Source organism: Neobacillus camarae, assembly GCF_054950115.1.
Window position 1 is genome coordinate 1,114,450 of the sequence record NZ_JBUCKX010000001.1, and the last position, 19,296, is coordinate 1,133,745.

Genomic DNA, 19,296 nt, shown 5'->3' on the forward strand with positions numbered 1-19,296 from the left:
AATGAATAATGAATAAAAAAGTAGCAATTATTGCAAGTAATGGTGGATTATTTGATGCATATAAGGTGTTTAACATTGCAACAGCAGCGGCAGCAACAGACCAAGAGGTAGCTATTTTCTTTACTTTTGAAGGGCTGAATTTAATTCACAAAGAGGCAGTTAAACAATTACCAATGCCTGAAGGAAAAGAACACTTTGCAGAAGGATTTGCCAAAGCAAATGTACCTTCCATTCCAGAATTAGCGGCAATGGCCCAAGAAATGGGTGTAAAATTCATCGGATGCCAAATGACAATGGATGTCATGGGCTTAGAAAAAGAAGACTTTGTGGATGGCATTGAAGTAGGCGGAGCTGTAACCTTTTTAGACTTTGCCAAAGATGCAGATATCACTTTAACATTTTAATGAAGCGAACGATAAAGCGGTGGTCAAAGTGGCTGCCGCTGTTATTTTTAAACTAATCTTATCATAGTAATTTCTCAATGCTCCTGTTGATCGGGGTGTTGAAGGTAGGCAGACTCCTGCGGGCTCCCTTTGCACGTCCGCGGAAAGCGAAGCGCTTGGATCACAAAGCAACAGACTCGTTATCAAAGCAAAATATAAAAATTAGAAGGGCTGCCATAAGTTGTTACCTGACTATTGAAAAATCCCTTTTTTTGAGAGGCTAAATCAGTTGCCATACATATAAGTAATAAACCCCAAATACAAGGAAGACCAGTATTAAAGAAAGCGATAGGAAAACAACCATTGATCTTGAAAATCGAAATGTTTGATTATTGATGTCGTACCCTTTTTTAAAATAGGAAACGGTGGTGAGAAATAAAGCCAATAGTCCAATGACAATAGAAGCTAACCCGATTACTTTGGCTAAGATATCTGCCATATATACTTTGATAGTCAGTGTTGAAAAGTGTAAGTTGGTGATTAAAAACCCTACACCCATTATGGTAATACTGGTTCTAATCCATGCAAGATAAGTTCTTTCATTAGCTAAATGCTGCTGTATATATTTCGAGTCGAGGGTGGGTTGCTGTTGATTTTTGGCTGTAATCGATTGTTTGCGAGCTTCATTCATATGTTAACCTCGATACTTATATTGTAATTTCAACCTAAAGTCCAAGATTATTATTACACCTTTAAGGAATTTTCATTAAATTGGTTGTTTCCTTACATAAAAGTGGAAAAAGCATAACGATCCAAGTAGAAGCAACTAGCTAAGGATATTGAAGATCGTTTAATTGGTTGTATAGAGGATAGTGTATGATGCTTATTTGTTCTTTAGCGTACATGCACAGGCAAACCATAAAAGTAATTTATAAATGAGTTGACAATATACCCGTATGGGTATATTATAAAACTTGTCAAAGTTGTTCCTTCAAGGGAAGGAGGTAAGCATGACTTTCGCAGTTGTTTGTGTTATATTTATCCTATTTATCATGTATAAAAGATATATCCCAGTGCTTAGCGCGCGTTCGATTCATTTGAAAGATTTTGAATTGGATAAAATAAAAATTATGGATGTAAGAGACTATAACCTTTCCAATAAGGAACCCATCGATGGTGCAATAAATATACCTATTGCTTACCTCAAAAGAAATTATAAGGAAATACCAAATAGTGATTTACATTTAATAGTGTCTAGTAATATTGAAAAAAATATGGGGATTCGGTTTTTAAGAAAAAAAGGGTTTCGCGTTGTTGGTTATACATTCATTGGCCATAATCAATTAATAGTAAAGAAAAAGTACAGGGTAAAGGAGGGATAATACATGGATTATAATGATCAAATGAAAAATCGCGTCAAACGTATTGAAGGACAGCTTAGAGGCATTTTGAAAATGATGGAAGAAAATAAAGATTGTAAAGATGTCATTACCCAGTTATCTGCAGCAAGAACGGCCATTGATCGCACCATTGGGGTGGTTGTAAGTTCAAATCTAGTGGAATGTGTACAAAAAGCAAATGAAGCTGGGGATAAAAAGATGGAAGAATTTGTCCAAGAAGCAGTCAATCTGCTAGTAAAAAGCCGATAAAAAAGGGGTGATCCCCTCTTTTATTTTAGATAGTATAATACCCATAGGGGTAAAGGTAATGTAAATATCTTATCTAAAAAGGTGGTTAAAAAATGCAATACCTTAATTATCTTGTAATCGTATTACTGCTGTTCTTTTTCATTAAGAGATTCCTGCCAACAAAAGGTGTAATCAATATTTCCACATCACAATTAAAATCGATGCTAAATGATAAGAACAAACAATTTATTGATGTTCGCACGCCCGGAGAATTTAAAGGAAACCATATCAAGGGTTTCAAGAACATTCCTCTCCTTCAACTTGCCCAACAAGCAGAGAAGGAACTTTCAAAAGAAAAAGAAGTAGTTGTCATTTGTCAGAGCGGAATGAGAAGCCAAAAGGCCAGTAAAACACTAATAAACTTAGGATTTTCGAAAGTAACCAATGTCAAAGGCGGCATGGGTGCTTGGTCGAATTAATAGGAGGACAATAAAATGAAAACATTAACTGCAAAAGAAGTGGAACAATTTCTAAATGAAGGCAAGAAATTAAATATCATTGATGTGCGTGAAGTAAATGAAGTTGCAACAGGGAAAATTCCTGGTGCCGTCAACATTCCATTAGGTTTAATTGAATTCCGCATGAATGAATTGGATAAAGCAAAAGAATACATTATGGTTTGCCGTTCAGGGGGAAGAAGCAGTCGTGCATCCCAATTCCTTGAAAGCTATGGGTATAACGTAATCAACATGGCTGGCGGAATGCTCGCATGGGAAGGGAAAGTAGAATAACTTTTTATATCTATTAGCTCAATAAAACAATCTTGTTGTTGTATTAAACTCTGTTGATTGAAGCGGAAGGCGTTCGACTCCTGCGGGTATACGTTGCCGAAGAGGCTCCCCGGTACGCCCTTGGGTTCGCTGAGCCTCTTTCGCTGCAATCAACAGCCATATTTAATAGAGATATTTTTTTAAACAAATTAATACCGCAGGGGGTAAATAATAAATGCTTGTAAATGTTATGACAACAAAAGAGGTAACGAAAAAAGTATTTAATAAAGAAGAATTGTTTATCTTAGATGTCCGTAACGAAAGTGATTTTCAGGATTGGAAGATTGAAGGACATCATTTTGATTATTTAAATGTTCCTTATTATGAACTACTTGATGGTGTGGAAGACATTCTTGAAAAAATTCCTGCCGATAAAGAGGTTTTAGTGGTTTGTGCAAAAGAAGGTTCATCTGTGATGGTGGCAGATATGCTTTCCGAAGCAGGGTTGACGGTTACGTACCTTAAAGGTGGCATGAAAGCTTGGAGTGAATATCTAGAGCCGGTTAAGGTTGGTGACCTGAATGACGGAGGAGAAATTTATCAATTTGTTCGCATCGGTAAGGGGTGCTTATCCTATATGGTTGTTTCCAATGGTGAGGCTGCGATAATTGATGCTACACGAATGACTGATGATTATCTCCAATTTGCCGGCCAGATTGGTGCAAAAATTACTCAGGTATTTGATACACATCTTCATGCGGACCATATTTCTGGAGGGCGTAAAATTGCTGAAGAAACTGGAGCGATGTACTGGCTGCCGCCAAAGGATGCCACCGAAGTAACATTCGAATACCAAGCATTAGAGGACGGTAGTGAAGTGACAATCGGAAATACCACAATTAATATACATGCTTTATATTCTCCGGGCCATACAATTGGATCTACTTCTTTTGTGGTCGATAAACAGTTCTTGCTCTCCGGAGATATTTTATTCATTGATTCAATCGGAAGGCCTGACTTAGCCGGTAAAGCAGAAGACTGGGTTGGTGATTTAAGAGAAACCCTATATAGGCGCTACAGGGAACTGTCTGAAGACCTTATGGTATTGCCTGCCCATTTTATGATGATTGACGAATTAAATGATGATGGCAGTGTATCAGAAAAATTAGGTGCATTATTTGCCAAAAATCACGGACTAAACATCGAGGATGAAAATGAGTTCAGAAAAATGGTAACAGAAAATTTGCCGCCCCAGCCAAATGCGTACCAAGAAATTCGTGAAACAAATATGGGAAGGATTAACCCTGACCTCGATAAACAGCGGGAAATGGAAATTGGACCAAACCGATGTGCGGTTCGTTAATTAAGGGGTAGAAAAAAGGGAGCCAACGTAAGGCTCCCTTTTTAAAAGGGAGGACATCATGGATATTAGCTTCATCATTACCATTTTTCTCATTGGCCTTTTGGGTTCATTTATTTCAGGGATGCTTGGCATCGGTGGTGCCATTATAAACTTCCCGATGTTGTTATACATTCCCGTTCTACTTGGTGTCGGTCATTTTACATCACATGAAGTCGCAGGAATTACTGCCATCCAAGTATTCTTTTCCACCATTGGAGGGGTGTTAGCTTATCGCAATGGCGGATTCTTAAATAAAAAACTGATTGCTTATATGGGTATCGGTATATTGATTGGAAGTTTTATTGGGGGATTCGGTTCCACTCATATGCCGGAAACCGGAATCAACATCGTCTATGGAGTTTTAGCGTTGATTGCCGTGATTATGATGTTTGTCCCGAAAAGAGGAATTGATCAAATTCCTTTGGAACAAGTTCATTTTAACAAATGGGTTGCAGCGCTATCTGCTTTCACTGTTGGAATTGGTGCTGGGATTGTGGGAGCTGGCGGTGCATTCCTCTTAGTACCGATTATGCTGGTGGTTTTAAAGATCCCAACCAGGATGACGATCGCTTCTTCCTTGGCAATCACTTTAATCTCATCTATTGGGGCGGTTGCGGGAAAAATCTCAACAGGGCAAGTGGCAATTCTTCCATCCTTAATCATGGTTGTTGCCAGTTTAATTGCTTCACCTATAGGAGCCAATGTTGGAAAAAGAGTGAATACCAAAGTATTGCAAATGATTATGGGGATATTAATATTAGCCACAGCAGTAAAAACATGGATGGTAATTTTATAAGCTCTAGATGTTTCTAAGAGATTAAAAAATATTGAACAGGTATAAGGTCAAGAAGTAATAAAAAAGCCAAACAGGGGTTGCAAATTCAAAAAGCAACCTCTTTTTTGGTGCAACATAATTTATCCCAAAAAAGACAGCATATTGCCATAAATTCATCCTTGAAACGGTAAAAAAGTGAGATATAATAAAACTTGTGGTTTTGATGTTGTGATTGACAGGAAATTAGAAGTCTGGCTCAATTTCACTACTTTTTTTATGTTACCTAAGGATGATCTTTCTTTTTAAACGATTTTCTTATTAAAATACTTTTAATAATAGAGGGTGCAAGAAGATGAAGTTTCCTAAAAATGTTATCTTAGATTCTGTTGCTGAACGCAGAAATGATCCCACTTACGGGTTGGAGTTTGTTCAGGAGCTCGGGAACGATGATGCGGGCTATTCCGAGATGGTTGTCATTATTTTCAAATACAAAGATAGATATTATAGCGTCGATATCCAACATGTAAACGGTGAAAACAATTACGACCATTGGGACGTTGAAGTAGAGTGTCCGGAAGTCGTTCGGAAAGAGGAAATTCATTATTATTGGGAAGAAGTCAAACATCAGTTAGTTCACAATTAGTAAATAAATAAAACCAAAAACCTTGAAATTTGTTTTTCACAAGGTTTTGGTTTTTTTTTGTATTTAATGGGTTTACCGTTCAAACGATTAAATAAAATTCTTTATCTGTAAACCTTTATAGGCAGATAAGTCAAGGACTGCCCCGTCGCTGAAGCAGTTAAATTTTCCTCTAATTGAAACCCTTCAACCGGATCGATACGAGAAAACTTTTTCACGAATGTCTCAAGTGCAATTTTCATTTCTAATCGGGCAAGAGGTGCGCCTAAACAGAAATGGGGACCATTTCCGAATGTCAGATGTTTTTTATTATTGGAACGATGTATGTCTAATGTGAAAGGATTTTCGAACATTTCCGCATCCATATTCGATGCACTCATCCAAGCAATCACTACATTTCCTTTTTTTAACTCAACGCCTAATAAATTGTTGTCTTGTTTGACCGTACGATCTCTCCTGGACATATGAAAACGATAGCGGAGCATTTCCTCTACGGCGTTTGGCACTAATTCCACTTTATTTCTTAATTCTCCAAATATAGACTGGTCATCATAGAGCAAGGAATAGAATGTATTGGCTATTGCATTACTTGTAGTTTCGACCCCGGCACCTAGAAGCAGCATGGTGGTTTGTACAATCTGCTCATCCGTAAACCTTTCACCATCTACATCGACTTGAATTAAGTCAGAGATAATATCATCGGAAAGGTTTGAACGTTTTTGAACGACAATCGGGTAGAGATATTGGAAATATTCTTTGGCAGCATTTTGTTTCTCCAGCTCAATATCTTTCAATCTATCTTTGTCATAAGGTTGGAAAAGAATATCCACCCATTTTTTGAACTGATGGCGATCTTGTACCGGCACCCCGAATAAATCTGTTATGACCATACTAGGCAATGGCGCTGCCAAGGCTTCTATAATATTAACAGTAGAGTTTTCTTGTATGTCTTTGACAAGTTCGGATGTGATCTGCCCAATACGCGGTTCCCAGTTCTTTAAACTGCGGGGAGTGAAAGCAGCTGCTAACAAGGCGCGTGTTTTGCGGTGCTGGGGCGGATCTAAAAGGGTAATATTCATAATCGGTGAGGTTTTTTCTTGGTTGTCTTTTGCTCCAACAAATATGGTGGTCCTAGGTCCTTGACTTGAAAAGTATTCATAGTTACTTAACACCTGTTTAACATGTTCATATGTAGATACATTCCATGTATTGGTTTTTTCATGATAATAAACAGGATGATGGTCAAGCATTTCTTTGTACCAATTAATCGGAAAAAACTCTTCGGTACGTGATTGGAAATTGGTGACTTCATTCATGGGAATGACTTCTTGACTCATGCATTTTCCTCATCAAATGAATTTGCGTAATGTAATTGCTTATTTTAAATTACTCTAATCAGAGTAGTTTTTATAGAGTAAATTGAGCTTAAGAATCTTTTCTGGATCTTTGTAAAATTATAGAAATGGTCTTTATTACACTTGCGTTATTTTCTAGCAGAAGCTAAACGGTTTAAGAGAGTAACGTTTCAGCGTTGAAAATGAAGGAAGGTACGATAACGACTATTATGATAAAATTTAAGGAAATAGAGAACGAATTATAGAAAGGAAATGTTCCTATGTCTCTTTCGTTATTTATCCTCGGGAGTTTGGCTAATGAAAATAGCAATCCCTATCAATTAAAGAAAGCATTATTAGATGCCATTCCCATAAATATAAGCGAAGGAAAATTTTACTATTTGAGATATTACAGAAAAAAGGGCTTATTGAACCAGCGAAACCATTCAGATCGTCAATCGCCCAAACAAAACTATGTATGGGATTACTCAGAAAGGCAGACTTTTTCTCGAGCAAGAGATTTATAACAGCTTTAAAAAAGTCTCTAAGTTAGAAGAATTGTACATATCCATTTATCTGTTATAATACATTGACCCAGCAAAGGCAGCTTTATTCCTTGAGGAGACGATAAAACAAGAAAAGAACCGTTGGGCAAGTTATAAAGAGGAATTCAAAGTATCAAAGGAAATAATGGATGAAAAACAGCAGTGGGCAGTTCAATTTATTAGTGAACATGCATTTAGTCAGTCAGAGCATAGTATTCTTTGGATGGAAAAGCTATTAAATTTTTTAAAGGCTGTTAATTAAGGATTTTAGTTAAAGGTGTGAGGAGATGTCGAAACCAATTATCTCTATTGACCCTAACCAAAAAGGGCATGACTTAGGAGATCTGTATGGCTTATTTTTTGAAGATTTGAATCATGCGGCAGATGGCGGACTGTATGCAGAAATGGTTCAAAATCGTTCTTTTGAGTATTGTTCCATTGACCACCCGGAATATCATGCTTTGTATGGGTGGATGGATGAAAAAGGTAACCCGCTGCAACAAGAAGCGTTAACAATTCGCGTATTGAATGAAGCCCCCTTACATCAGAATAATCCACATTATTTGAAAATTGACGCAACTGGCAATATTACTATTCAAAATGATGGATTTAATCATGGAATGTTTTTTGAAGCTAATAAACAGTATCGTTTTTCATTTTTTGTTAGAAATTTAATGGAAGAAACCACTATTGGAGTATCGTTAAAAACGGGAGATGGCGAGATAATTGCCCAAGCTTCATGCGTGGTTAATTACAAGGATTGGAAACAATTTGAGTTGATTTTGACGGCTGAAAAGACATCACGAACCGGGAGACTTGTTTTAGAGTTTTTGCCTGGAGCAAATTTAGCGATTGATATGGTTTCGTTGTTTCCTATTCATACCTTTAAAGGGCGTATAAATGGATGCCGCAAAGATATTGCAGAAATGCTAGCGGACATGAAGCCAAAATTCCTTCGCTTTCCCGGAGGCTGTTTAGTCCATGACGGCAGTCTCAATAGTGAAGACCGCGATTCCATGTATCGCTGGAAAAATACAGTGGGTCCGGTAGAACAACGGCCGAGTAGAAGAAATTCTTGGAGATACAATCAAAGTTTGGGCCTGGGTTTCTATGAATACTTTGTCTTGTGTGAAGATATAGGCGCGAAGCCATTGCCGGTATTGCCAGGTGGTTTTGACCCCCATCATCAGCGGGCAGTGCCTTTTGAAAAAATGGATGAATGGGTCCAGGATGCATTGGATTTAGTTGAGTTTGCGAATGGCTCTGCGACTACAAAATGGGGGGCACTACGAGCACAGATGGGACATCCGGAGCCATTTCATTTAGAGTATCTTGCGATTGGGAACGAAGAAGTCGGCCAGCCATTTTTTGATCGCTATGTTTTTTATCATCAGGCATTGAGGGAAAAATATCCGGACATTAAGCTGATCAATTCCGCTGGGCCATTTGCTGCCGGAAGCGAGTTCGAAAGAGGTTGGAATAGTGCGGGAGAGCATGGATCAGATTTAGTCGATGAACATTATTATCAAACGACGGATTGGTATCTGGCAAACCATTATCGTTACGATGACTATGAATCTACGGGATCTAAAGTTTTCCTGGGGGAATATGCCTCTTGGGGAAATGAATGGTATAACGCGGTAGTAGAGGCCAGTTATATGATTGGATTTGAACGGAATGCGGATAAAGTTTCTCTAGCTTGCTATGCGCCATTGTTAGCAAATATTGATTATGTGAACTGGCGGCCAAATATGATTTGGTTTGATCAAGAAAAAGTGTATGGAAGTCAAAACTACTATGTTCAAAAAATATTTATGAAGAATCAGGGGACGAGAAATATAGCATGGAATGCAATAGATTTACCGGAAGCAGAAGTGAACGGTGATCCATTTATTCATGGGGCAATCGGGGTGGAAGGAGATCTTGCAAATATATGTTATCAAAATATGACTATCGTTAATCATGATTCTGGTGAAGTCACTACAATTCCTGATGGAACAATCGGCTCAACTGAACAAAAAATTTTCACAAATATCAACAGTGAGCATTATACCATCGCATTTGACTTCGAAAAAATCGGAGGTAAATGGGACAAAGGCTTCAAATTGATGTTCGGCCGGAAAGATAATGGTGATTCTTTTTATTGGTTATTGGGTGGCTGGCAAAATCAAGACACGATTATCCGTAGTGTCCAAAACGGGCGTGTTAGTGATTTAACTCAATCCATTTGGAGAGTGGAAGCAGGTAAGAGATACCATTGTGAATTAAGGGTTAATAAGCGAACCATTACGGCAACGATTGACAATGATCTATTGAATCAAATCGAGGCTGCTTTGCCGCAAAAAGAAGCTCTTTATATTAATGCGGTTGAAGATTCAGTTAACAATAAAAAAATTGTTAAATTAGTGAATGTAAGAGAAGAAGCGATTACTGTTGATTTAGAATTCCCAGCTTCGAAAGTTTATCTTCACACCCTTAATGGTGTTAAGGACTCAGTCAACTCTTTTAAAAATCCACGAAATTTTACTGAGAGTCAATTAGAAAAGGAAGTTGTAAACGGCAGAGTTGAGGTTGAAGTTCCCTCATTAGGTATTGTTTTTGCTACTTACGAATAACCGCGATCAAAAATTATTTGTTAACAATAATGGATGATCAACCCCAGTTTGAATAGTAATCTGAAAGAAAAAACTGCAATTTCATACTATATCGTATTTAATTTTAAGATGTATATTTACTTGAGATTACCCTGAAAGGAGTTTTCCTCATGAATATTACATCTTTTTTAATTTACTGCATTATCGTCACTTTTACACCTGGACCTACTAATATCGTGATATTATCCACAGTGCATCGTTGTGGGGCAAAAAAAGCAATCGAATATACATATGGAGCAACAATTGCGTTTGGCCTATTACTTATTATTTCTGCTATGCTAAATACGTTGCTAATGACGATCATACCTAAAATATTAATTGTTATGCAGGTAATCGGAAGCGTATATATGTTTTATCTCGCTTTTCAAATTTACAAAGTGGATACTTCAAAACCAACTAGTAATCAATCTGGTACATTTAAATCAGGTCTCCTTATGCAGTTTTTAAATCCAAAGGTGGTACTATTTACAATGACTGTAATACCTAGCTTTATTATGCCGTATTATACTGAAATCCCTGCAGTAACTTTATGCGTATTCATAATCACTCTTATTGGATTTTTAGCATTTATTACGTGGGTTCTTTTCGGTACAATCTTCAGGAAATTTTTACAAAATCATAGTAAGATAGCTAATGTAATAATGGCATTATTTTTAGCGTATTCCGGAATCATGATATGGCTGTAAAAGAGGTAGTACTTATGAATCAATTTATCTATAAAAAATCGGCAGGGGTTACAGCATTATCTGCAAGTATTGCAGATTTTACATACAAAAAACATGCCCATCAGGAGTATGCAATTGGTGTAACATTACGTGGGATTAACACTATAACCTTGATGGTAGTCTACAATTATCTTATCCAAGTGGAGTGATGCTGTTTAATCCCGAACAGGCACACGATGGTATGGCACATGATCATAAAGCAGGACTAGATTATGTTATGCTGTATATTGAGCCGCAATTGCTTTTAGAGGTTATGGAGAAAAAGGAAATAGTCCTTTTTTCAACACCTGTTGTGTATGATCATAGACTTCAGCAAAGAATAATAAATCTTTCTCATGCCATATTAAACGAAAAAGATGAAGCTGTATGCAGTGAACTGCTTTTATCCCTGACAGATCGTCTCATTCATGAGAATCTTTCTACAGACTATAAGAAAGATAACATTCTAATTAGAAAAGCAAAGGAGATAATTCATACAAATTTACAGATTGTGCTTAAACTTGATGAGATTTGTAAAGAGCTAGATTTATCGAAATTTAAGTTTATCAGATTATTCAAGGCTCATACTGGAATTTCACCATACCAATACTTCCTAAACTGCAAGTTAGAACGTGCAAAGCAGATAATCGAGAAAAAAGGCGACATATATGCAGCTGTAGCTGAATGTGGTTTCGTTGATTTAACCCATTTGAATAAACACTTTAAAAGTGTATTTGGAACAACAGCATTTGAATATCTGTCTCATATTAGCTGAGGAGTAGTTTGAACTTTAGGAGGAAAAGCGACATGGAAAAATCCGGTATTATTTTCTTTGAAAGAAAATTTCCAAGTGCAAACATAATCCTGATTAAAGACCAGCTTCCGATTCTGGTTGATACTGGTTTTGGGAGTGATGCCATAGAAACAGAACAATTAATAAAAGAAGCAGGCATTTCACCAGAAGAATTACATCTTATTGTGAACACGCACTACCATAGTGACCATGTTGGGGGCAATTTTCATCTTCAAAAAAATTATGGCGTGACGATTGCTGCTCATAAGTGGGAAGCGGATTTAATAAATTCTTGTGACCCTGAAGCCTGTTGTGCAGAATGGTTAGATCAGCCAGTAGAACCTTATCGAGTTGACAAAAAGCTCAGTGATAACAATGAAATTCACACAGGAAGTAGAACTTTGAGAGTCTTGCACACACCTGGACATACATTAGGACATATTTCTTTATATGAACCTGAAGAAGAGACATTAATTTGCGGGGACCTCTTTCATAACAATGATATTGGATGGTTAAATATCTTTCGAGAAGGCGTTTCATCGATCCAACGATCCATGGAAAGTTTGGATCGGTTGTCGATGCTCAGGATCCGGAAGGCATATTCAGGGCATGGACCTCAAATAGAGAAGCCAATGGCTAGCATTGAGGCAGCAAGGAAAAGGCTTGAAAAGTGGCTCAAGTCTCCAGAAAAAATTTCATGGCATGCTTGCAAGAGGATTTTTTCATTTACCTTAATTATGAAAAATGGATTGGCAAGAGAAGAAATCAATCATTACCTATTGAATTGTGGGTGGTTTCAAGATTTTGCACGCTACTCTTTCCAGCTAAGTTCAGAAGAATTTATTCCAATCCTACTGGAGGAAATGATTCGTTCCGGAGCAGCAAGCTGGCACGATAATCGTTTATTCGCCTCCGCTCCATATCAAGCACCACAAAAGAAATGGATGGATAAGAACATAAAGCCGAAAGATTGGCAAGGTCAAGATTTTCTCACATTAAGAAGTGGGAAGTAAATGAATATATTGGACACTGTTTGAAAGATTGTTAGGGGAAAGATAGTTGAATAACGTGTTAAGTTATTGCAATATTCACTCTACTAATAACTTATAAGGCATTAAACCATCAGGGGGGGAATTTATATGTCATTAAAAGTAGGAGATATTATTACGTTTGAACGAACTTTTACAGTAAGGGATGTTGAATTATTCACAGAAATTTCAGGTGATGAAGGGGTTCACCATATAACTCCTGATGAACAGGGAAGACTTGTCATTCAAGGCTTATTAACGGCCACCTTGCCAACAAAAGTAGGCGGCGATGCAAACGTACTGGCCCGTAACATGAATTTTGAGTTTTTAAGACCTGTGTTTACAGGGGATACCATCATTTGTGAAGTGAAAATTGAAAAATACGAACGGCAAGAAAATAATAGAACAGCTATTCATGCAACCTTTTTATGTAAAAACCAGAATGAAAAAGAAGTATTAAAAGGGGATTTTTCAGGGGTAATATTATAATTTTTACATTTTATCTTGTTTTCTTCATTCAGGGGCAATTGAATTAATAAAATAACAATACCCCTTCAGTTATGAATGAAGGGGTTCTTACATACTATTTTTTATCTATAATAACGAACAAAACACCAGAAAGTATTAGCATAGAGCCAATCCAAAACGTTACCCCTAGTGTCTCGCCAAGAATAAGCCAACCCAGGAGTGCCCCAACCACGGGTTGAAAAAAGAAAAATAGCCCTCCACTAGAGGCTTTAAGCATTTGTAATCCACGATTCCAAAGTAGAAATCCACAGGCGGTTGATATAATGCCCAAATACAAGACTCCTCCCCATATGGTCGGGTGAGTGAGTTGCGAGAAATGAATCGCGTGTAACCGTGGCAAAACAAAAGGGGTCAACACGATTAGGGCTACCAAGATGGAATAAGTCGTTACCACAATCTGTGAATATACACTCGGTACCCTCTTCACAAGCACAGACATGAGTGCCCATGTTAAAGCAGCAATAAGAAGGGAAATCCCACCAAGTTTACTGGACAAATTCACATGACCGACTCCAACAATGAGCAATACCCCAACAGTTGCTAAAGAAACCGAGAGTCCCTTTTTTAATGTTAATCGTTCTTTTAGAATAAACCGAGCAAAAATAACCATAAAAGCTGGTGTTGAAGAAGTTATTATCGCTCCCATTTGTGCTGAGGACAGCATGGTGCCAGTTTCTTGGGTCACAATTGAAATGGCGTTACCGATTATGCCAATGGCGAAAATGAGTAAGAAATAGCGTTTATCGATTCGCCATTTTTGTCGTGTAATAAAGCCGATCAAGAGAAGTGCCACAAGAGCCACTAAATATCGCATCCACACAAGTTCCAATGGGGGTATGACCGATACTACAATTTTAACAACAACATACATGCTGCCCCAAATACTGGAAGCTAAAGCCAAATATATCGATCCTAATAGGGTGTTTTTCATTATTATTCCCTCCGTCTTTTATTTAGGTCGAAAATGCCCCTAACGGAGAGATGTAGTCACCTTCCCTCCATTAAGAGCAGAAGCGTGCTGCTGGTACATCATTTTCAAATAATGGAGTCCAATACATTCTGAATCACCTCTTGACCAAATTAACTAAATTGTCTGAGTTCATTATAGCAGGATTTACCGCATATATTCACGAAAAGTTAGTTGGAACAAGACAAGGAGGTTGGCAATATGCCATTTTCAGAAAATACCAGAATAGGTGATTTATTAAAAAGTGAGGCGGCAATGGCTGTCTTGGAAAAGTACTTCCCAGATTTTACTTCAACTCCTGCGATAGAATTTGCAAAAGGATTCACTCTTAAAAAAATATCACAGTTTCCACAATCCAATATTACAGTTGAGCAACTGAGAGCATGTGTGGAGGACCTTGCAAAAATAGAAGCACCAAAAATAGAGCAAATAACTTTTACAAGTGTTCAAAATTACAATAGAGAGGCTTTTAAAAGTCCTTTGAAATGGGGAATCATTGGTCCGGGCAGCATTGCAAAGAAATTGGCAGAAGCGATCAACGGATCGGAGGGTTCAGAGCTTTATTCGGTTGCGTCACGTTCATTGGATCGGGCAAGAGCATTTTCAGAAGAATTTCCTGTTGAAAAAATATATGGTACCTATGAGGAGTTAATCGAAGACCCAGCGGTGGACGTTGTTTACATTGCTAATCTTCATCCCCAACATTTTGAACCTGCTAAGCTTGCACTAGAAACTGGAAAAGCAGTATTGTGTGAAAAACCACTTACGATAAATGCAAATCAAGCAGAAGAGCTGCTATCCATTGCAAGCAAAAAGAATGTGTTTTTCATGGAAGCAATGTGGATGAAGTTTAACCCCGTTCTAAACAAGCTAAAGGAATTAATTAATGAAGGCAGTATTGGCCGAGTGGAAAAAATCGAAGCAGATTTCTCTGTTGAGTTTACCTCTGATTCTAACCGTCGATTGCCCGAGTTTGGAGGGGGTGCCCTTCTGGACCTTGGAATTTGTCCCATAACCTTCGCAAATTGGATGGTGGGAAGAACCCCTGATAGCATCACATCAGACTGTATTCTGGCATCCACAGGAGTGGATGGGGTGGATTCTGTCACCTTTGAGTGGAGTACAGGAGAAAAGGCGGAGCTGAGCTTTGGAATGGAGCGCCTTGGAAGCATAAGTGCAAAAGTGATTGGGACCGATGGCTATATTGAAGTATTTCCGCCGTTTCACTGCCCACAAGTAATGAATCTTCATAATGCTCAAGGTGTGAAGGAAATCTCTATCCCTTTTAGGGTGAATGGATATGAATATGAGGTTGAAGAGGTTATGCGCTGCCTTGATAGGGGCTTATCAGAAAGTCCAATCATGCCGCTTCATGAAACGCTAGAAACAATGAAGCTTATGGATCAATTGCGCTTAGAATGGGGAGTCGTATATCCCTGCGATTAAATTTCATGCTTGCTGATATGATAGAAGCCATTAATAGAATAGAGTGGAATAGTGAAGATGGCTCAATAGGGGAGTCATCTTTTTTCTTTTTGAAAGGGGTGTTGTTATTTCTGGATTAATAGACTACCTGAAGAAGTAATAGAATTTTACATTTTATTAACGACTGAACACATGGAAAAACCGGGAGAACAGTCGTTAATAACCTTTATAAACGACCGAACGCATGAAAAAACCAGGAGAACAGTCGCTAATAACCTTTATAAACCACCGAACGCATGAAAAAACCGGGAGAACAGTCGTTAATAACCTTTATAAACGACTGAACACATGGAAAAACCGCCGGACCAGTCGCTTATCCATCATATAGTATACCAATATTGGGGAACACACTTTGTCGGTATAGTTTAAGGAAAACACAATATCTACCTAAACACCCTTTTGAAAAGAAAGACAGGAAAAGGCTGATGAGCATCACAAGAAATCAATACCAAAACTTCAATGACTGGAAAAAACAATTGTCAGAACAGTAAAAATCATTTAATTTTGAAGTATAGCAGAAACCGCTTGCTTTCATAATTTTAAGAGAGTAGTGATCGGATGACATTGTTTCCTAAACAATCCAACGAAACAGATAACCAGCTCCAAAATAAGGGGATATTTGTCCAGTATCAAAAAAACGGAATTGACGGAGATGGATTATTACACCTCCACATGGGATATGAAATCTACCTGTTTTACAAGGGGAACGCAAAAGTTATTATTGGCGATCAAGTTTATCCGCTTCAAAAGGGCGACATGATCTTAATTCCAGGTCAAATCCCTCATATTTCTAAGCCGGATAAAGATTCCCCATATATCAGAAGTATTATCCATTTTCTGGATACACCTATAAGAATGTTTCCAAACAAGATTCTCGAACCAATATTACATATGTTTCAAAATAATGGGCTGCTGATTCATTGCGATATAAATGATCAGCACGAGATTGAAAAATTGGTCTCGAAAATGAACACTGAGTTAAATAAAGACGAGTTTGGTAACGAAACAATGGCTGCTACGATTTTATTTGAGTTGTTGGTATTGGTGTACAGGAAGGTTCAAGCTATGAATAATCAATCGCAATATCGGCATCTGACACAACAAGAAATGTATGTAGAGCAAATATTATCAATCATTAATAGCAAGTATAACGAAGAAATGGATTTAGATTTCATTGCCAATTCCATTAATATTAATAAACATTACATGTGCCATTGCTTTAAAGATGTAACCGGATACACTATAACCACTTACATCCAGCACAAACGAATGGAAGAGGCTAAAAAATTATTGCAGTTTTCACCTGAATCAATGACCTATATTGGACAAAGTGTAGGCATCCGAAATGTGTCCCATTTCAGCAGACTATTTAAAGAGTACAGTGGCATCACTCCCTCCGATTTTCGGAAAAAGTACAATACCATGTTAAAAAAGCAATTTTCGATAAAAACGGAGCAACTTTAGAAAATCCGAAACAGAAAATTTAAAGTATCATGGTACAAGGAGGGATGTTTAAGTGAATACAAATAGACAGCTAGAGTTAAAGGGACAATTGCGAATACAAGTTCCCGAAAAACGGACTACCCCAGTTGAGCATGCCATCCGGATATTGGCCAGAGATTTGGAAACAGTGCTGGGCGAGAAGCCCAAGCTGGTAATTGGAACTGAAAAAGAGGCCGATCTTTGTATCCGATATGCGGAAGAACCAGACAATTGTCCGCAACGTCCTGAGGTATATGGTTTTCGCTTCCATTCAGATGGAAACGTTTCTTGGATGGATATAGTGGGCTATGATGAGTTGGGCATCGTTTACGGGATCCTGGAGTTCAGCAAAAGATTTTTGGGGATACAACCATTCTGGTTTTGGTCAGACCAATCCATCGTTTCCCGTCCCAAAATTGATATACCAATGAGGGAGTATGACGCACCAATGCCTAAAGTTCGATACCGGGGTTGGTTTGTCAACGACGAAGTGTGCTTAATTGGTTGGAAGGAACCCTATCCGCCTTCCAGAGAGGTGTGGGAGCCTGTATTTGAAGCGTTGCTTCGTTGCGGAGGCAACATGGTGATTCCTGGAACAGACTTGCCGAGAACCGGAGTGCATTACGAGGTCGCTTCAGAAATGGGTCTATGGGTGACCCACCATCATGCCGAGCCTCTGGGTGCTGAAATGTTTTTGCGCGCTTACCCTGGAAGAAAAGCCAGCTATCAACAGGAGCCAGAACTATTTGAGAAGCTGTGGCAAGAGGCCATCGAAAAGCAAAAAGACAAGAAAGTGCTTTGGGTGCTGTCGTTCCGGGGGCAAGGAGACAGGCCTTTTTGGGAAGATGACCCAACCTTCGATACTCCAGAAAAACGTGGGGCGATGATCAGCAAAGTCATTCGGAAGCAATATGACATGATTGCAGGCGCAGTACAGAATCCTGTGTATTGTGCAGCACTGTATGGTGAAATCGCAGAATTATATAAAGAGGGCTATGTTGAACTGCCAGATGATGTTATCAAGATTTGGGCGGATAATGGCTATGGAAAAATGGTTTCCCGCAGGAATGGCAATAGGAATTTACGGGTTCCATCGCTTCCGGAACCTGGTGACAGTGGCAAACATGGTTTGTATTATCATGTGACCTTCCATGATCTGCAGGCTTCTAATCATTTAACCATGTATCCAGGTCCGGCCTCGTTCCTAAAACAGGAGATGGAGGCAGCCTTTGCGGCTGGAGCCGATGACTATTTGCTCCTCAATTGTGGCAACATTCGTCCCCACGTCTATGCGCTTGATGTGATTCGCGAGCTTTGGAGTGCCGGTACCATCGACGTGAGTGAGCACTTGAGTCAATTCATCAACAGTTATTATTCTACTAATCAAGATGAGCTGAAGGAACTGTATCATAGCTACACAGAAGCGGCGATCCAATACGGACCCCATTCCGATGATTTAGCCGGTGACGAGTACTATCACCACCCGGCAAGAAAAATTATCGGCCACTGGCTGCAAGGTAAGAGGCATCAACCGGATGTGAGATTAACTTGGGCTGTGGGAGAGGTACCTTTCGCTGAGCAAGTAAAAGCGTTTGAAAAGCTGCTGGAGCAAGGCATAAAAAAATGGAGAGCTTGGCTTCAGAGGTGTGATGATATTCTATCAAAACTTGATTCAGAGGATAAGAGAAGGGCCATAGACCAGTTACGGTTCCACGGTGCACTTCATTTATCCGGCTGTGAAGGGTTTTACTGGCTGTGCCGGTCTTATAAAGAGTATTGTGACCAGCGTTATCCGCAAGCTTTCGTCTTTGCCTCGGAATCAAAGTGGTGCTATGAGATGGGGCTTGACGTTTTAAGAGACTGCGAGCATGGGAAATGGGATCGCTTTTACCAAGCAGATTGGCTCACGAATATAAAGAGCACGGTTCAAAATGTGGACACACTACGGCGGTTCTTGCGTATGCACGGCGACAGCCCTGATTTCTTCGCTTGGTATAAGGAATACCTGATGCCGGAAACGGAAAAGTATATTTATTTGGAAAATACCCATCGCAATCCACTTTCCGATGATGAACTCGCTCAAAGGTTGAAAGAATATTTCCAGCAAGAAGGATTGTTTCATAATTTGGTAGTTGTCTAAAACCAAAAATTATTATTTCTATATAAACAATTGTAAAC

The 19,296-nt window shown here is 38.6% G+C and carries 18 protein-coding genes and 1 pseudogene; 16 read left to right on the top strand and 3 right to left on the bottom strand.

The genetic code is table 11. From position 1 onward, the window contains the following. Positions 1–8 precede the first annotated feature (8 nt). Positions 9–404, top strand: coding sequence for a DsrE/DsrF/DrsH-like family protein (locus ACY8D0_RS05260; protein ID WP_462409423.1), 396 nt, complete (start codon positions 9–11; stop codon positions 402–404). Between the two features lie 259 nt (positions 405–663). Here the strand turns inward: ACY8D0_RS05260 and ACY8D0_RS05265 are convergent, their stop codons facing one another. Beyond that, positions 664–1,074, bottom strand: a complete 411-nt coding sequence (locus tag ACY8D0_RS05265) for a YidH family protein (RefSeq protein WP_462409424.1) — start codon at positions 1,072–1,074, stop codon at positions 664–666. Between the two features lie 319 nt (positions 1,075–1,393). Between ACY8D0_RS05265 and ACY8D0_RS05270 the strand changes: the two genes are divergently transcribed. The 7 genes from ACY8D0_RS05270 (at position 1,394) to ACY8D0_RS05300 (ending at position 5,601) form a co-directional block, all read left to right on the top strand. Beyond that, positions 1,394–1,765 (top strand): rhodanese-like domain-containing protein, encoded by a 372-nt coding sequence (locus tag ACY8D0_RS05270; protein WP_462409425.1) that lies wholly within the window; start codon positions 1,394–1,396, stop codon positions 1,763–1,765. A 3-nt stretch (positions 1,766–1,768) separates the two neighbouring features. Then, positions 1,769–2,032, top strand: coding sequence for a metal-sensitive transcriptional regulator (locus tag ACY8D0_RS05275; RefSeq protein ID WP_462409426.1), 264 nt, complete (start codon positions 1,769–1,771; stop codon positions 2,030–2,032). 92 nt (positions 2,033–2,124) lie between these two features. Further along, entirely contained in the window at positions 2,125–2,490 is a 366-nt protein-coding gene (locus tag ACY8D0_RS05280) for a rhodanese-like domain-containing protein (protein ID WP_462409427.1), read from the top strand. Positions 2,491–2,505: 15 nt separating this feature from the next. Beyond that, complete coding sequence (locus tag ACY8D0_RS05285; RefSeq protein WP_462409428.1) at positions 2,506–2,802, top strand: rhodanese-like domain-containing protein; 297 nt, start codon at positions 2,506–2,508, stop codon at positions 2,800–2,802. A 214-nt stretch (positions 2,803–3,016) separates the two neighbouring features. Continuing rightward, on the top strand, positions 3,017–4,144 hold the full coding sequence (locus tag ACY8D0_RS05290) for an MBL fold metallo-hydrolase (protein ID WP_462409429.1): 1,128 nt from the start codon (positions 3,017–3,019) through the stop codon (positions 4,142–4,144). A gap of 58 nt (positions 4,145–4,202) precedes the next feature. Next, positions 4,203–4,979, top strand: a complete 777-nt coding sequence (locus ACY8D0_RS05295; protein ID WP_462409430.1) for a sulfite exporter TauE/SafE family protein — start codon at positions 4,203–4,205, stop codon at positions 4,977–4,979. Between the two features lie 331 nt (positions 4,980–5,310). Next, positions 5,311–5,601: a hypothetical protein gene (locus ACY8D0_RS05300; protein ID WP_462409431.1), complete on the top strand. Its 291-nt coding sequence runs from the start codon at positions 5,311–5,313 to the stop codon at positions 5,599–5,601. Positions 5,602–5,702: 101 nt separating this feature from the next. Here the strand turns inward: ACY8D0_RS05300 and ACY8D0_RS05305 are convergent, their stop codons facing one another. Then, entirely contained in the window at positions 5,703–6,935 is a 1,233-nt protein-coding gene (locus ACY8D0_RS05305) for a cytochrome P450 (protein ID WP_462409432.1), read from the bottom strand. Positions 6,936–7,764: 829 nt separating this feature from the next. Between ACY8D0_RS05305 and ACY8D0_RS05310 the strand changes: the two genes are divergently transcribed. The 5 genes and pseudogenes from ACY8D0_RS05310 to ACY8D0_RS05330 all read left to right on the top strand — a co-directional run bounded on the left by ACY8D0_RS05310 (position 7,765) and on the right by ACY8D0_RS05330 (position 13,145). Then, positions 7,765–10,092 carry an alpha-L-arabinofuranosidase C-terminal domain-containing protein gene (locus ACY8D0_RS05310; RefSeq protein WP_462409433.1) on the top strand — a complete coding sequence of 776 codons (2,328 nt, stop codon included), beginning with the start codon at positions 7,765–7,767 and terminating at the stop codon, positions 10,090–10,092. A gap of 149 nt (positions 10,093–10,241) precedes the next feature. Further along, entirely contained in the window at positions 10,242–10,817 is a 576-nt protein-coding gene (locus ACY8D0_RS05315) for a LysE family translocator (RefSeq protein ID WP_462409434.1), read from the top strand. A gap of 14 nt (positions 10,818–10,831) precedes the next feature. Then, positions 10,832–11,610 (top strand): annotated as a pseudogene (locus ACY8D0_RS05320) (helix-turn-helix domain-containing protein). 32 nt (positions 11,611–11,642) lie between these two features. Continuing rightward, positions 11,643–12,641, top strand: a complete 999-nt coding sequence (locus ACY8D0_RS05325; protein ID WP_462409435.1) for an MBL fold metallo-hydrolase — start codon at positions 11,643–11,645, stop codon at positions 12,639–12,641. A 126-nt stretch (positions 12,642–12,767) separates the two neighbouring features. Beyond that, complete coding sequence (locus tag ACY8D0_RS05330) at positions 12,768–13,145, top strand: hotdog domain-containing protein (protein ID WP_462409436.1); 378 nt, start codon at positions 12,768–12,770, stop codon at positions 13,143–13,145. A gap of 94 nt (positions 13,146–13,239) precedes the next feature. Here ACY8D0_RS05330 and ACY8D0_RS05335 read toward each other — a convergent pair whose 3' ends face one another. Further along, positions 13,240–14,115: a DMT family transporter gene (locus tag ACY8D0_RS05335; protein WP_462409437.1), complete on the bottom strand. Its 876-nt coding sequence runs from the start codon at positions 14,113–14,115 to the stop codon at positions 13,240–13,242. Positions 14,116–14,352: 237 nt separating this feature from the next. Between ACY8D0_RS05335 and ACY8D0_RS05340 the strand changes: the two genes are divergently transcribed. The 3 genes from ACY8D0_RS05340 to ACY8D0_RS05350 all read left to right on the top strand — a co-directional run bounded on the left by ACY8D0_RS05340 (position 14,353) and on the right by ACY8D0_RS05350 (position 19,258). Continuing rightward, positions 14,353–15,597 (top strand): Gfo/Idh/MocA family protein, encoded by a 1,245-nt coding sequence (locus ACY8D0_RS05340; protein ID WP_462409438.1) that lies wholly within the window; start codon positions 14,353–14,355, stop codon positions 15,595–15,597. A gap of 597 nt (positions 15,598–16,194) precedes the next feature. Further along, positions 16,195–17,100, top strand: coding sequence for a helix-turn-helix domain-containing protein (locus ACY8D0_RS05345; RefSeq protein WP_462409439.1), 906 nt, complete (start codon positions 16,195–16,197; stop codon positions 17,098–17,100). Between the two features lie 52 nt (positions 17,101–17,152). Next, on the top strand, positions 17,153–19,258 hold the full coding sequence (locus ACY8D0_RS05350; protein ID WP_462409440.1) for a glycosyl hydrolase 115 family protein: 2,106 nt from the start codon (positions 17,153–17,155) through the stop codon (positions 19,256–19,258). Positions 19,259–19,296: the final 38 nt, after the last annotated feature.

Excerpts from the sequence above, each read along its gene's own strand:
- ACY8D0_RS05260 (WP_462409423.1), top strand. The coding sequence starts at position 9 with ATGAATAAAAAAGTAGCAATTATTGCAAGTAATGGTGGATTATTTGAT.
- ACY8D0_RS05265 (WP_462409424.1), bottom strand. The coding sequence starts at position 1,074 with ATGAATGAAGCTCGCAAACAATCGATTACAGCCAAAAATCAACAGCAA.
- ACY8D0_RS05270 (WP_462409425.1), top strand. The coding sequence starts at position 1,394 with ATGACTTTCGCAGTTGTTTGTGTTATATTTATCCTATTTATCATGTAT.
- ACY8D0_RS05275 (WP_462409426.1), top strand. The coding sequence starts at position 1,769 with ATGGATTATAATGATCAAATGAAAAATCGCGTCAAACGTATTGAAGGA.
- ACY8D0_RS05280 (WP_462409427.1), top strand. The coding sequence starts at position 2,125 with ATGCAATACCTTAATTATCTTGTAATCGTATTACTGCTGTTCTTTTTC.
- ACY8D0_RS05285 (WP_462409428.1), top strand. The coding sequence starts at position 2,506 with ATGAAAACATTAACTGCAAAAGAAGTGGAACAATTTCTAAATGAAGGC.
- ACY8D0_RS05290 (WP_462409429.1), top strand. The coding sequence starts at position 3,017 with ATGCTTGTAAATGTTATGACAACAAAAGAGGTAACGAAAAAAGTATTT.
- ACY8D0_RS05295 (WP_462409430.1), top strand. The coding sequence starts at position 4,203 with ATGGATATTAGCTTCATCATTACCATTTTTCTCATTGGCCTTTTGGGT.
- ACY8D0_RS05300 (WP_462409431.1), top strand. The coding sequence starts at position 5,311 with ATGAAGTTTCCTAAAAATGTTATCTTAGATTCTGTTGCTGAACGCAGA.
- ACY8D0_RS05305 (WP_462409432.1), bottom strand. The coding sequence starts at position 6,935 with ATGAGTCAAGAAGTCATTCCCATGAATGAAGTCACCAATTTCCAATCA.
- ACY8D0_RS05310 (WP_462409433.1), top strand. The coding sequence starts at position 7,765 with ATGTCGAAACCAATTATCTCTATTGACCCTAACCAAAAAGGGCATGAC.
- ACY8D0_RS05315 (WP_462409434.1), top strand. The coding sequence starts at position 10,242 with ATGAATATTACATCTTTTTTAATTTACTGCATTATCGTCACTTTTACA.
- ACY8D0_RS05325 (WP_462409435.1), top strand. The coding sequence starts at position 11,643 with ATGGAAAAATCCGGTATTATTTTCTTTGAAAGAAAATTTCCAAGTGCA.
- ACY8D0_RS05330 (WP_462409436.1), top strand. The coding sequence starts at position 12,768 with ATGTCATTAAAAGTAGGAGATATTATTACGTTTGAACGAACTTTTACA.
- ACY8D0_RS05335 (WP_462409437.1), bottom strand. The coding sequence starts at position 14,115 with ATGAAAAACACCCTATTAGGATCGATATATTTGGCTTTAGCTTCCAGT.
- ACY8D0_RS05340 (WP_462409438.1), top strand. The coding sequence starts at position 14,353 with ATGCCATTTTCAGAAAATACCAGAATAGGTGATTTATTAAAAAGTGAG.
- ACY8D0_RS05345 (WP_462409439.1), top strand. The coding sequence starts at position 16,195 with ATGACATTGTTTCCTAAACAATCCAACGAAACAGATAACCAGCTCCAA.